Origin of the sequence: Micromonospora sp. WMMD980 (genome assembly GCF_029626035.1) — a bacterium.
Lineage (GTDB): Bacteria > Actinomycetota > Actinomycetes > Mycobacteriales > Micromonosporaceae > Micromonospora.
The window spans coordinates 1,247,210-1,260,066 of record NZ_JARUBE010000003.1 but is presented as its reverse complement, the minus strand read 5'-3'; the positions used below and the strand labels follow the sequence as shown (position 1 = coordinate 1,260,066).

Here is a 12,857-nt window from a genome sequence, read left to right as displayed (position 1 = left end):
GAGGAGCGATCGACGTGGACGTCCTGACCCGACGACGGTTCCTGGTGGCCAGCGGGGTGGTCGGCGCGACCGCCCTGGCCGGCGGCGCCGCCGCCCTCAGCCTCACCGACCTGTTCGCCACCGCCGGCGACCGGGACCCGGATGCGCGCACCCTGGTCCTGGTCACGCTCTACGGCGGCAACGACGGCCTGAACACCGTCATCCCGTACGCCGATCCGGCCTACCAAGACGCGCGACCGGAGCTGGCGCACGCGGCGGAGGACGTGTTGACGCTGGACGACCGGTTCGGCCTCAACCCGGCGCTGGCCGGCCTGCACCGGGCGTACGGCGACGGCCGGCTCGCGGTGGTCCGCGGCGTGGGCTACCCGAAGCCGGACCGCAGCCACTTCCGGTCGATGGACATCTGGCACACCGCGCAGCCGGACCGGCCCGGCACCACCGGCTGGCTCGGCCGTTGGCTCGACCACGCCGGCGCCGACCCTCGGCTGGCCGTCTCGTTCGAGTCGGCGCTGCCTCCGCTGCTCGCCGGCGAGCGCGGCGCGGGCGCGTCGGTGCCGGTGGGCGAGCAGCGGGCCGCCGCCGGGCTGCCCGCGTCCACGCTGGCCGCGCTCGGCGCCGCCGCGCCGGGTGAGTCTTCGGCCCGGGCCCGCGCGGCGGCGTGCTTCACGGACCTGCGCTCCGTCGACGAGATGATCCGCGCGGTCCGCGAGGCGCCGGACGGTGGCGGGCCGGACGACGACGGCGAGGCCGCCCCGGCCACCGCCACCGGCGGCGCCCGAGCCTCGCTCGACGCTCAGCTCGACCTGGTCGCGCAGTGTGTGGAGGCCGGGGTGTCGACCCGGGTCTTCTCCGTCTCCCTCGGCGGGTTCGACACGCACGCCGACGAGAAGCAGCTCCAGCAGGTGCTGCTCGGGATGCTGGACGCGGCACTGAGCCGGTTCCACACCCGGATGGCCGGCTCCGAGGCCGGCCGCAAGGTGGTCACGGCGGTCTACTCGGAGTTCGGCCGACGGGTCGCCGCCAACGGCTCGGACGGCACCGACCACGGCACCGCCTCGAACATGTTGCTGCTCGGCGCGCCGGTGCGCGGCGGCCTGTACGGCGAGCCGCCCAGCCTCACCGACCTCGACGACGGCGACCTGAAGTTCCACACCGACTTCCGCGACGTCTACGCGACGCTGCTCACCGACGTCCTCGACACCGACCCGGGTGCGGTCCTCGCCGGCTGGAAGGGGCGACTCACCGGAGTGCTCTGAACCGCCTGCGGGAAGGCGGCGCGGTTCCGTCCTCTGCTCCGTGCGCGGTCGACGCCCCGGGTGGGGTCGCCGCCGGCGACCCCACCCGCGCGCCTCAGAAGCCGGTCAGCCCGGCGCCGTACGGGTAGAGCGGGTTGCCGTAGGTGGTCGCCGGTGGCTGGTCGGCGCCGATCGAGGCCCGGATCTGGGTCCGCTCGGCCGCGGTCGCGCCGAGGTCGTACGGCAGGTCCCACGCCTCGACCGCGTCGGCCGGGATGTCGGTGCCGCCCGGACGCAGCACGTCGGAGAGGGCGCGGGGCAACTGCCAGGGCAGTTTGCCGCGCGGCTGGTAGTCACCGAAGAGCAGGCCGGCCAGGGCCGGACCCATCTCCTCGCCGCCCCGGTAGGTGACCACGATCGCGCTGGCCAGGTCCCGCCACTCGGTGATCACGTAGGGCCGCGGCAGGACCAGCGCCACCACCACCGGGACGCCACGGGCGCGGAACTTCTGGATCACCGCGAGCTGGTCCGGCGGCAGGTAGGGCTGTTCCTTCGGCCAGTTCGTCGCGTGCGTGTAGGACGCCTCGCCGACCGCGACGACCGCCAGCTTGGGGTTCGGGCTGTCGTCCTGGTGGACGGTCACCCCGGCCTGCGCGGCCCGGGCGCGGACCGCGTCCAGGATGGTCTGCGACCCGTACTCGGCGTGGAAGAAGCTCGTCCACACGCAGCAGGAGCCGCCGTCGGCCGCGCGCGGGCCGGCGACCACGATGTCGTCACCGGCGTTCAGCCGCACCGGCAGCGTGCCGGCGTCGTTCTTCAGCAGCGTCATCGCCTCCCGCGCGGCCTGGTTGGCCAGCGCCGTGTAGGCGGGCTGGTGGAAGCGGTACGGGCCGTTGACCGGATCGCCGTACGGGGCCTCGAAGATGCCGAGCTGGAACTTGACCCGCAGCACCCGCCGGACCGCGTCGTCGATCCGCGACGCCGGCACGTTCGCCACGAAGTCGGCGATCGAGAAGCCGGCCGCGCCCGGGTCTGCGCCGCCCATCACGTCGGAGCCGGCCCTCGCCGCGCCGATCCAGGACCCCGACGGCAGCCAGTCGGTGGTGATCAGGCCCTGGTAGCCGAGGTTCTGGCGCAGGTAGGCAAGGATCTTGGCGCTGTCGCCGGCGCCGGGGCCGCCCGGATCGAGCAGTGAGCTGCCCGCGTAGCCGGGCATGATGTTGACCGCGCCCGCCTCCATCGCCGCCCGGAACGGGATCATGTGGTACTTGACCGTCACGTCGTCGTAGACGATCAGGGCCTCCCCGCCCGCGCCCTCGCCCGGCCAGTGCTTGACCGTCGCCAGCACCGAGTGCGGGTTCAGCTCCGGGCCGCCCTGCAGGCCGGCCACCAGCGCGCGGACCTGGGCGGCGGCGACCTGTGCGTTCTCGCCGTTGCCCTCCTGGATACGCGGGTAGATCACCTTGGTGCCGACCTCGGCCAGCGGGCCGAGGACCCCGCGCGTGCCCACCTCCACCTGCTCCCGCCGCTGCATGTCGCCGAGCTGGTAGTCGAGCGGGTAGTTCTTCGCGGCGGCCAGGGCGCTCTGCATCGGGTAGGTCGTCTGGTAGCCGTGGATGGTGTCGCCCGCCGAGACGAACGGGATGCCCAGCCGGGTGCCGGCCGACGCCAGCAGTTGCTGGTGCAGGTCCGCCGCCTGCGCCGGACCGAAGTGCCACCCCGACCGGGGGTACGCCTGGGCGTTGTAGAAGAGCTGGTACGCCTTCTCCTCCGACGTCATCCGGGAGAGCAGGTCGTCCACCCGGGACTGGACCGGCAGGCGCCAGTTCTCGTACGGTTCGATCGTGCCGTCGCGGTTGAGGTCGCGGGCGCCGGCGACGATGCCGATCCCGTCGGCGACGCTCTCCAGCGTGGGCAGGTAGACGCCGAAGCGCCGGATGGTCGAGGTGACCGGCGTACCGCCGACCGTGGTGACGTACCACTGGTAGGTCCAGCGGTCCGGCAGGTCCCAGGTGGGCGTGTACGACGTGCCGGTCGGCTCGGCGACCTTGGTGTACAGGTCGAGCAGGTTGCCGGCGGCAGTGAAGTCGTAGTCGGTGCGGCTGATGTTGATCCACACCTGGTAGCGGGTCGCGCCGGGGACCGCCGCCCAGCTCAGCGTGGGCCGGCGGGTGCTGGTGACCATCGCCGCGTCGGCCGGCGCGGTCAGCGCGAACTGGTCGCGGTTCACCGGCGGCCGGGTGGGGCCGGAGAGCAGCGGCGCGGTGGTGGCGGTGTCGTCGACGCTGCCGTACGCCTGCAGTTCCCAGAGCGAGTAGCCGTAGCCGGTGGCCCGGGTGGTGCCGTAGAGACGCAGGTAGCGGCCGGTGCCGGTGACGGTGAGCTGCTCGGTGCCGCCGCGGCCGGTGGTGGTGGCGTGGATCGTCGTCCAGGTGACGCCGTCGGCTGACGTCTCCAGCCGGTAGCCGGTGGCGTAGGCGGCCTCCCAGACGAGCACCACCCGGTTGATCGTGGCGACACCGCCGAAGTCGACGCGGAGCCACTGCGGGTCGCTGCCGAACTGGCTGGACCAGCGGGTGGTGCTCCGGCCGTCGAGCGCGGCGGCGGGCGCGTTGCCGCCCTCCCACGAGGAGGCGGTGACCGTCCGGAACTCCGAGATCGGCCGGCCGGTGGGCGGCGGGGTGGTGCCGATGCTGCCGAAGACCTTGAACTCCCAGAGCGAGTAGCCGTAGCCGGTGGCCCGGGTGGTGCCGTACATCCGCACGTACCGGCCGGTGCCGGTCACCGCGAGGGTCTGCGTGCCGCCGGCCCCGGCGGTGGTCGAGTAGACGGTGGTCCACGGCCCGGACGGCGAACCGGCGACCTGGATCTGGAACGCGGTCGCGTAGGCCGCCTCCCAGACGAGTTGCACCTGGTCGACGGTGGCGGTCGCGCCGAGGTCGACCTGGAGCCACTGCGGGTCGGCGAAGGCGCTCGACCACCGGGTCCCGGCGTCGCCGTCGGTGGCGGCGGCGGCCGGCGTGCCCGCGCTCTCGGTCGACGAGGCGGTGGTCGGGCGTCCCTGCGAGATGAGCGGTCCGGCCGCGCCGGCGGCCGGGCCGGGCACGACGAGGTAGGTGACGAGGAGGGCGAGCAGCGCCAGCGCCACGGCGGCCGGGCGGTGCCGGCGGCGCACGGGTACGGGCAGCGGTGGTGTCACGGGCATGCGTGGCTCCCGGATGGTGGTGGTGGGGACCGTGCGGAGAGAGCGCCCTCGGCTCCAGCGTCATCGACACTCTTCGTTGAAGTCAACGACGCGCGGGAAGTCCGGAATAGATCATGGGGCGGGGTCCTCACTTGACAGAGGCCGCGCGGTGGGTCCACCCTCGGTGACCGAGAGAGCGCCCTCCGTCGGATCCCCCGAAGGAGGCGTTCATGTCCCCCACCCCACCCGTCCCGCACCGGGTCACGCCGGTCCGCCCCGTCCGCCACCGCCGCCCCGGGCGTCGGTTGCTCGCCGCCGCCGCGACCGCCCTCACCCTGCTCGCCGGCGGCATGCTCACCACCGGCGCCTCGGCCGGCGCCGCCTCTTCGGCTGCCGCCTGCGGCGGCAACGTGGCAGCCGGCCGGCAGGCGGTCGCGTCGTCCACCGAGAGCGCCGCCTTCCCGGCGACGGCCGCGGTCGACGGCAACACCGGCACCCGGTGGTCGAGCGCCTTCGCCGACCCGCAGTGGCTGCGGATCGACCTCGGCGCCACGCAGGACATCTGCCAGGTCTCCCTCCGTTGGGAGGCCGCGTACGCGGTCGCCTTCCAGCTCCAGGTGGCCGCCGCGACGGACGGACCGTGGACCACCGTCCATTCGACCACCACCGGCACCGGCGGCACGCAGACCATCGCCGTCACCGGCAGCGGCCGCTACCTGCGTGTCTACGGCACCAGCCGGGCCACGCCCTACGGATACTCGCTCTGGGAGGTGGGGGTCGCCACCACCGGCGGCTCGACGCCACCGCCGACCACCCCGCCGCCGACCAGCGGGTTCTGGGGCGACACGACGAGCATCCCGCCGGCCCGCAACGTGCTCACCGTCAAGGTGCTCAACCGCACCAACGGCCGCTACCCCGACAGCCAGGTCTACTGGAGCTTCAACGGCCAGACCCACTCCGTCGCCGAACAGCCCTACCTGGACATGCCGGTCAACTCGGCCGGCCGGATGTACTTCCGGCTCGGCTCGCCGACCAGCCAGTACAGCGACTTCATCGAGTTCACCGTGGGCACGAACCAGTTCAACGGCAACACCACGAGGGTCGACGCGTTCGCGCTCAAACTGGCGATGCGGCTGCACGCCCGCGACGGCTACGACGTCGCGGTCGGCGAGAACGAGGCGACCTTCGCCGAGGACCGCGCGGTGACGTTCCAGCGTTTCGCCGACGCGGTGCCGGCCGAGTTCAGGCACCTGGCCAGCATCGAGGCGCCCTACCGCATCCCGGCGCCGGGCAGCTCGCCGCAGTTCCGCGCCGGCGGCCAGTACGCGAACTACTTCACCGCGTACGCCAACTCCGTCGGGCTGTCGGCGGCCACGTCGGACATCTTCGGCTGCGCCGGGCGGTTCGCCGGTGACCCGACCGGCTGCGCGGCGCTGAACCGGCACACCGCGCAGTTGCCCCGGACGCAGTGGGAGGATCCGAGCCGCTTCTACCAGCAGTCACCGGCCAACTGGTACGCGAAGTTCTGGCACGACCGCGCCATCAACGGCCGCGCCTACGGCTTCCCGTACGACGATGTCGCCGACCAGTCGTCGTTCGTCTCGCACGGCGACCCGCAGTGGTTGCTCGTCGCCGTCGGCTGGTGAGCCGGTGACGGTTCCGGAGCCGCGCGGGCGGCTCCGGAACCGTCGGTCAGGGCAGCGCCCTGAGGAAGGGGCCGTGGTTGAGCCGGAACTCCCAGGAGTAGAAGCGGTCCCAGTTGATCGACCAGGTCATCAGCCCCCGGAAGTTGGGGTTGGTGCCGCTGCGGGGCGTGTACCCGCCGCAGCTCTGGCCGCGGACGAGGCAGCTGACCGCCTGTTGCACGCCGGCCGGGGCGAGGTAGCCGTTGCCGGCGCTGGTGGAGGAGGGCGCACCGAACGCGACCTGGTCCTCGCGCAGCGCGGGGAACACGGCGTTGGTGTTCCCGGCGACCGGGAAGCCGGCCAGCAGCATGTCGGTCATCGCGATGTGGAAGTCGGCACCCCCCATCGTGTGGTACTGCCCGTCGAGCCCGACGATGGGGCCGGAGTTGTAGTCCTGGACGTGCAGGACGGTGAGGACGTCGCGCAGCGCGTGGATCACCGGCAGGTAGGAACCGGCCCGGGGATCCTGGCCGCCCCACGGGCCGGAGCCGTAGAACTGGTAGCCGAGCTGCACGAAGAACGTCTCCGGGGCCATGGTGAGCACGAAGCCGGCTCCGTAGCGTTGCTTGAGCGTGCGGATCGCCGAGATCAGGTTGACCACGACCGCTGTGGTCGGGTTGCGGAAGTCGGTGTCACCGGTGTCGAGGTAGAGCGAGTGGCCCTCGAAGTCGATGTCCAGGCCGTCGAGGCCGTACCGGTCGATGATGGCCGACACCGAGCGGACGAAGGTGTCCCGGGCGGCGGTCGTGGTGAGTTGGACCTGCCCGTTCTGGCCTCCGATGGACAGCAGCACCTTCTTGCCCTGCTGCTGCTTGGCGCGGATCGCGGCGGTGAACTGGGCCTCGGTCTCGACGGTGGGGCACTCGGCGACGGGGCAGAGCTGGAAGCGGATGTCACCCGAGGTAACGGAGGTGGGTTCGCCGAACGCGAGGTTGATGACGTCCCAGTCCGCGGGCACGTCGGCCATCCGCAGGTATCCGGCGCCGTTGGCGAAGCTGGTGTGCAGGTAGCCGATCAGGGCGTGCTTCGGCAGCCCGGTGTTCGGCGGGCTGGTGGGGGGTGGCATGGTGGGCGGCGCCGTGGTGGGTGGCGCCGTGGTGGGCGGGGTGGTCGTGGGCGGGGCCGTGGTGGGCGGTGTGCCACCGCCGCACGGCGCGCCGTTCAGGGCGCAGTCGGTGGGCAGGCCGGAGCCGGTGACCAGGAAGCCGAACGACGCCGAGGCCCCGGGGGCCAGGGTGCCGTTCCAGGAGCGGTTGGTGAAGGTGTGCCGCTGCCCGACGCTGGTCACCGTGGCGTCCCAGTACGAGCCGAGGGTGGTGCCGGCCGGCAGCGTGAAGGCGACCTGCCAGCCGGTGAGCGTGCTCGATCCCCCGTTGGTGACGGTGTAGCGCCCCTCCCAGCCGGTGCCCCAGTCGGAGGTCTTGGTGAAGGCGGCCGTCGGGCCGGCGGCCAGGGCCGGGCCGGCGAGGGCCAGGGTCGCCGCGGCGGCGGTGAGCACTGCCGCCAGGCCAGCCAGGAACGGTGTTCGGAATCTGCGTGCCATCCGGTCCTCCCGAGGGGTGCCCGGCGAGGGATATCGACGGGAGGCTAATTATTAGGTTTGTTAACTGAAGTTGTCCAGGGCCGAGGGCCGTCCGCCCCAGGCCCGGGCCCGCGGCTCACCGGCGAGGGTGGGCCCCACCGGCACGAGGCCGGTGACGCGAATCGGCATTGCTCCCCGGTCGAGGGATGCCTGTCCCTCAGTGTTCGGTGGCCTGGCCGGTCCGTGGCTGGTAGATGTCCGGCACGCCGTCCTGGTCGTGGTCGGCGGTCTCCAGTTCGTGCACCCGCCGGTAGACCCGGGTACGGGCGCGCAGCACGACGGTCGCGAGCAGCGCGGAGAGCAGCGACCCGGTGAGCACCGCGACCTTGACGTGGTCGTCGCGCTCGCTGCCGAGACCGTAGGCGAGTTCACCGATGAGCAGGGAGACGGTGAACCCGATGCCGGCGAGCAGCGCCAGGCCGAGCACGTCGTACCAGTTCAGGTCCTCGTCCGGGTCCGCTCGGGTGACGCGCGACGCCAGCCAGGTGGCGGCCATGATCCCGATCGGTTTGCCGACGATCAGGCCGACCAGGATGCCGAGCGCGACCCGGTCGGTGAGCGCGGTGGTCAGCCCGGCCAGGCCACCGACGGTCACCCCGGCGGCGAGGAAGGCGAAGACCGGCACCGCCACCCCGGCCGAGATCGGGCGGATCCGGTGCTCGAAATGCTCGGCCAGCCCCGGACCGGCGTCCGGGCCGCCGGCCGCGGCGCTGCGGACGACCGGGACGGTGAACGCGAGCAGCACCCCGGCGACGGTCGCGTGCACACCGGACTCGTGCACCAGCACCCAGGTCGCCACCGCCAGCGGGAGCAGCAACCACCAGGACCGCACCCGGCGCTGCACCAGCAGGCCGAAGACCGCCAGCGGGACCAGCGCCCCGGCCAGCGGCCCGACGGCCAGGTCGGAGGTGTAGAAGACGGCGATGATGACGATGGCCAGCAGGTCGTCGACGACGGCCAGGGTGAGCAGGAAGGTCCGCAACGCCGAGGGCAGCATCCGGCCGACCACGGCGAGCACGGCGAGCGCGAAGGCGATGTCGGTGGCGGTCGGTACGGCCCACCCCCGCGCGGCGCCCTCCCCCGCGCCCGCGGCGATCAGGACGAACAGCAGCGCGGGCACCGCCACTCCGCCGACCGCGGCGGCCACCGGTATCGCCGCGCGGCGGGGATCGCGCAGGTCACCGGCGACGAATTCGCGCTTGAGTTCCAGCCCGGCGACGAAGAAGAAGATCGCCAACAGGCCGTCCGCGGCCCAGGTGGCGAGACTCAGGTCGAGGTGCAGCGCGGCCGGCCCGATCCGCAGGTCACGCAGTGACTGGTAGCTCTCCGCCCACGGCGAGTTCGACCAGAGCAGCGCCAGCACCGCCCCCAGCAGCAGCAGCGCCCCTCCCACGGTCTCCTTGCGCAGGATGGCCGAGATGCGGCGGGTCTCACCCCACGAGCGGCGGGCGAACAGGTTGGCGCTGCGGCGGTCGGTGTCAGTCACGGAACTCCTCGTTGGCAGGTAGCGGCCATCACCTCGCCGACCAGGCTTCCCGGCACACCACGACCAGCCTATCCGCCGTCGCGCGGGACGTATCGATACAGTCAGCCATGTCGGTCGACCCGCGGCGTCCGGATCGGCCACGGGCGAGTTGAGACGCTCGGACCGGTCGTGCGGCCGGGCCGCTGCGGCACGGCTGGGTCACGGTCAAGCTGGCGCTGGCGCTGGCCCTCGCCGCAGCAGCCCTGGTTCTGCTCGTGCCGCGGCTCGGGCACGCGGCCGACGCAGCGGCGGCCGGGGCCTCGTCACAGGGCGTGCCCCGCGAGGACCGGATCGCGGCGGTGACGGCGCCGGCGGTGGCGCTTCTGCTCCTGGGGACCAGCGTCGTCCTCGGGGTCTTCAAACCGGGCCGACGGCGGCCCGGGCCGGCAGCGACCTCGGAGGTGGCACATGCCGTCGATCGTCAACGTTGAACAGGCCGAGGCGTGGAACGGGCCGGAGGGCAGGCACTGGGCAGACCATGCCGCCCAGTGGGACGCGGTCAGCGCGGAGCTCGACGAACCGCTCCTCACGGCGGCCGGCATCAGCCCGACCGACCGGGTGCTCGACCTCGGCTGCGGCAACGGCGAGATCACCCGGCAGGCTGCGCGTCGCGCCCGGAACGGGTATGCGCTCGGGGTCGACCTGTCCGGTCCGATGCTGGAGACGGCGCGCGCCCGGGTGGCCGCCGAACGGTTGACCAACGTCCGGTTCGAGCAGGGCGACGTGCAGGTGCACCCGTTCCCGGCGGACGAGTTCGACGTCGCCGTCAGCCGAGGCGGGCTGACTTTCTTCGCCGACCCCGTGGCGGCCTTCACCACCATCGCGCACGCGCTGCGACCCGGCGGGCGCCTGGCATTCACCTGCGCGCGGGACATCGGCGAACAGCAGTGGTTCACAGTATTCATGACGGCACTCCTCGGCCGGGTTCCGCGAGCCGTCCCCGGGCCGGCGTACGCGCCGGGGATGTTCTCCCTGTCCGACCGCGAGCGCATCGACGCCGTGCCTGAGCAGGGCCGGCTTCCACGACATCGCCATCACCGGCCTCGACCCGACCATGACCTATGGGCGCGACGCCGCGGACGCCACCGCGCTCGTGCTGGGCAGTGGACCAGCTCGTGCCCTGCTCGAGAGCGGAGATCGGCACGCCGTCACCCGCGCCCGGCAGGCCCTCGAGACCGCGCTGAGCCCCTACGAGCGCCCCGACGGCGTCCGGCTACGCGGAGCGTTCTGGCTGGTCACCGCCGTGACGGATGCCGGTGGCCGGCAATCCGGCAGCGGACCGCCACAGATGATCGCCGACCCCACGGTTCTCCGGTGGCCGGGCGGTGGCGCTTAGCCGGGTCGCGCGCACGGCCCGCGCGCGGCACGACTGGTGAGGATCACCACGTTCGGGGAACTCTCCCCTGACGGAAGGGTAAGTTCGGCGTCGGCGACCGAGCAGCGCCGGGTGACGCCCGAGGTGACCGTGACCCGGAGCGAAGGTTCCTCAGGCCGTCGACCGGTTGATGCTTGCCGGTGTGGAGCCGCGGCCCGTGGTTCCGGGCCGGACATCCGTGCGTCCGCGAGACGCCTGAGTGGAAATGGCTGTATGTCTTCTGTGCTGTCCGCGGTCTCCCGGCCGCGTCCGTCGTGGTTGTCGCCGAAGGTGTTCCGTACCGAGGTCCTGGCCGGCCTGGTCGTCGCCCTGGCCCTGATCCCGGAGGCGATCTCCTTCTCGATCTTGGCGGGGGTCGACCCCCGGGTGGGCCTGTTCGCCTCGTTCACGATGGCGGTGACGATCGCGATCTGTGGTGGGCGCCCGGCGATGATCTCCGCCGCGACCGGCGCGATCGCGTTGGTGGTGGCGCCGCTGGCCAAGGAGCACGGGCTGGAGTACCTGATCGCGGCCGTGATCCTCGGCGGCGCGATCCAGGTGCTGATGGCGGTGCTCGGGGTGGCGAAGCTGATGCGGTTCATCCCGCGCAGCGTCATGGTCGGTTTCGTCAACGCCCTCGCGATCTTGATCTTCGCCGCCCAGGTTCCGCACCTGCTCGGCGTGCCGTGGCTGGTCTACCCGCTCGTCGCCGTCGCCCTGGCGATCATGGTCGGGCTGCCCCGGCTCACCCGCGCCGTCCCGGCGCCGCTGGTCGCGATCGTGGTGTTGACCGTGGTCACCGTCTCCGCGAGCGTGGCGGTGCCGACCGTGGGCGACGAAGGGGCACTGCCGGACAGCCTGCCCACCCTCGGCCTGCCGCAGATCCCCTGGACCCTGGACACCCTCACCCTGATCGCCCCCTACGCGCTGGGTATCGCGGTGGTCGGGCTGATGGAGTCCCTGATGACCGCGAAACTGGTCGACGACATCACCGACACCCCGTCCAGCAAGACCCGCGAGTCCTGGGGGCAGGGGGTGGCCAACATCGTCACCGGGTTCTTCGGCGGCATGGGCGGCTGCGCCATGATCGGCCAGACGATGATCAACGTAAAGGCGTCCGGCGCCCGCACCCGCCTGTCGACGTTCCTGGCCGGCGTGTTCCTGCTGGTCCTCGTCGTGGCGCTCGGCGACGTGGTCGCCGTCATCCCGATGGCCGCCCTGGTCGCCGTGATGATCATCGTGGCGGTGTCGACGTTCGACTGGCACTCCGTCGCCCCGGCCACCCTCAAGCGGATGCCGTACGGCGAAACGATCGTCATGGTCGCCACCGTCGCCACCACCCTGGCCACCCACAACCTCGCCATCGGCGTCGTCGCCGGCGTCCTCACCGCCATGGTGGTCTTCGCCCGGCGGGTCGCCCACCTGGTCGAGGTCACCAGCGTCCTGGACCCCGACGGCGGCACCCGGATCTACTCCGTGCACGGGGAACTGTTCTTCGCCTCCAGCAACGAACTCGTCGGCCAGTTCGACTACGCCGGCGACCCGGACCGAGTGGTCATCGACATGACCCACGCCCACGTCTGGGACGCCTCCTCCGTCGCCGCCCTCGACGCGATCACCACCAAGTACGCCAGCCGCGGCAAGACCGTCGAGATCGTCGAGCTGAACACGCCCAGCGCCCGCATCCACGACACCCTCGCCGGCCAACTCGGCGTCGGCCACTGATGGCCGCCGCCAGCCGCGACACCGGGGCAGCGCAGCACGCCTGCGGTCGGAGAGCCGGCCGCCGCATGCAGATCGGCGAGGCCGCCGAACGGGTCGGGCTCAGCATCCGGACCATTCGCCACTACGAGGAAGCCGGCCTGATCGTCCCCTCCGCGCGCAGCGAGGGCGGCTTCCGCCTCTACACCGAGCCCGATCTCGACCGCCTCGCCGTGGTCAAACGCATGAAACCCCTCGGGTTCACCCTCGACGAGATGCGGGACCTGCTCACCGTCCTCGACGCCCTCGACACCGCCACGGGCGCCGACCGGACCGAGTTGCTCGACCGACTCGACATGTTCCACACCGCCGCCACCACCCGCGTCGCAGCCCTGCGCGACCAGCTCGCCACGGCCGAGGGCTTCGCCGACACCCTCCGCGGCAGACTCGCCCAGCACAACCGCCCGGAGGGCTGATCACCGCCGCGGCCGACGTCCAAGGTCGCGACCGTGCGGCTCCGGGGTCGTGGTTCGGCGTCGGTGACCGCGCCGAGGGCGGGGCGGGCTTCTCACTCCCGCCACCTCACCACCC

Annotated in this window: 9 protein-coding genes; 5 read left to right on the top strand and 4 right to left on the bottom strand. The window is 72.6% G+C overall.

Going from position 1 to position 12,857, the window contains the following annotated elements; genetic code table 11:
- The first annotated feature begins 14 nt into the window (after window positions 1-14).
- Window positions 15-1,256 carry a DUF1501 domain-containing protein gene (locus O7618_RS06390; protein ID WP_278105033.1) on the top strand — a complete coding sequence of 414 codons (1,242 nt, stop codon included), beginning with the start codon at window positions 15-17 and terminating at the stop codon, window positions 1,254-1,256.
- Window positions 1,257-1,350: 94 nt separating this feature from the next.
- Here O7618_RS06390 and O7618_RS06385 read toward each other — a convergent pair whose 3' ends face one another.
- The gene (locus O7618_RS06385) at window positions 1,351-4,440 is read right to left on the bottom strand and encodes a discoidin domain-containing protein (protein WP_278105032.1); all 3,090 of its coding nucleotides are present in this window, start codon (window positions 4,438-4,440) and stop codon (window positions 1,351-1,353) included.
- A 329-nt stretch (window positions 4,441-4,769) separates the two neighbouring features.
- Between O7618_RS06385 and O7618_RS06380 the strand changes: the two genes are divergently transcribed.
- Entirely contained in the window at window positions 4,770-6,065 is a 1,296-nt protein-coding gene (locus O7618_RS06380; protein WP_278109933.1) for a beta-1,3-glucanase family protein, read from the top strand.
- 46 nt (window positions 6,066-6,111) lie between these two features.
- Here the strand turns inward: O7618_RS06380 and O7618_RS06375 are convergent, their stop codons facing one another.
- From O7618_RS06375 to O7618_RS06365, 3 genes are all read right to left on the bottom strand, one after another.
- Window positions 6,112-7,647: a cellulose binding domain-containing protein gene (locus O7618_RS06375; protein ID WP_278105031.1), complete on the bottom strand. Its 1,536-nt coding sequence runs from the start codon at window positions 7,645-7,647 to the stop codon at window positions 6,112-6,114.
- A gap of 196 nt (window positions 7,648-7,843) precedes the next feature.
- Complete coding sequence (gene nhaA, locus O7618_RS06370) at window positions 7,844-9,172, bottom strand: Na+/H+ antiporter NhaA (protein ID WP_278105030.1); 1,329 nt, start codon at window positions 9,170-9,172, stop codon at window positions 7,844-7,846.
- Window positions 9,173-9,568: 396 nt separating this feature from the next.
- Entirely contained in the window at window positions 9,569-10,246 is a 678-nt protein-coding gene (locus tag O7618_RS06365) for a hypothetical protein (RefSeq protein WP_278105029.1), read from the bottom strand.
- A 19-nt stretch (window positions 10,247-10,265) separates the two neighbouring features.
- Between O7618_RS06365 and O7618_RS06360 the strand changes: the two genes are divergently transcribed.
- The 3 genes from O7618_RS06360 (at window position 10,266) to O7618_RS06350 (ending at window position 12,742) form a co-directional block, all read left to right on the top strand.
- Window positions 10,266-10,547: a hypothetical protein gene (locus O7618_RS06360; protein WP_278105028.1), complete on the top strand. Its 282-nt coding sequence runs from the start codon at window positions 10,266-10,268 to the stop codon at window positions 10,545-10,547.
- 252 nt (window positions 10,548-10,799) lie between these two features.
- Window positions 10,800-12,290 carry a SulP family inorganic anion transporter gene (locus tag O7618_RS06355; protein ID WP_278105027.1) on the top strand — a complete coding sequence of 497 codons (1,491 nt, stop codon included), beginning with the start codon at window positions 10,800-10,802 and terminating at the stop codon, window positions 12,288-12,290.
- A gap of 65 nt (window positions 12,291-12,355) precedes the next feature.
- Window positions 12,356-12,742, top strand: coding sequence for a MerR family transcriptional regulator (locus O7618_RS06350; RefSeq protein ID WP_278105026.1), 387 nt, complete (start codon window positions 12,356-12,358; stop codon window positions 12,740-12,742).
- The last annotated feature ends 115 nt before the right edge of the window (window positions 12,743-12,857 follow it).

Coding starts and splice junctions, on each gene's coding strand:
- O7618_RS06350 (WP_278105026.1), top strand. CDS start 12,356: ATGCAGATCGGCGAGGCCGCCGAACGGGTCGGGCTCAGCATCCGGACC.
- O7618_RS06365 (WP_278105029.1), bottom strand. CDS start 10,246: ATGGCGATGTCGTGGAAGCCGGCCCTGCTCAGGCACGGCGTCGATGCG.
- O7618_RS06380 (WP_278109933.1), top strand. CDS start 4,770: ATGCTCACCACCGGCGCCTCGGCCGGCGCCGCCTCTTCGGCTGCCGCC.
- O7618_RS06355 (WP_278105027.1), top strand. CDS start 10,800: ATGTCTTCTGTGCTGTCCGCGGTCTCCCGGCCGCGTCCGTCGTGGTTG.
- O7618_RS06360 (WP_278105028.1), top strand. CDS start 10,266: ATGACCTATGGGCGCGACGCCGCGGACGCCACCGCGCTCGTGCTGGGC.
- O7618_RS06375 (WP_278105031.1), bottom strand. CDS start 7,647: ATGGCACGCAGATTCCGAACACCGTTCCTGGCTGGCCTGGCGGCAGTG.
- O7618_RS06385 (WP_278105032.1), bottom strand. CDS start 4,440: ATGCCCGTGACACCACCGCTGCCCGTACCCGTGCGCCGCCGGCACCGC.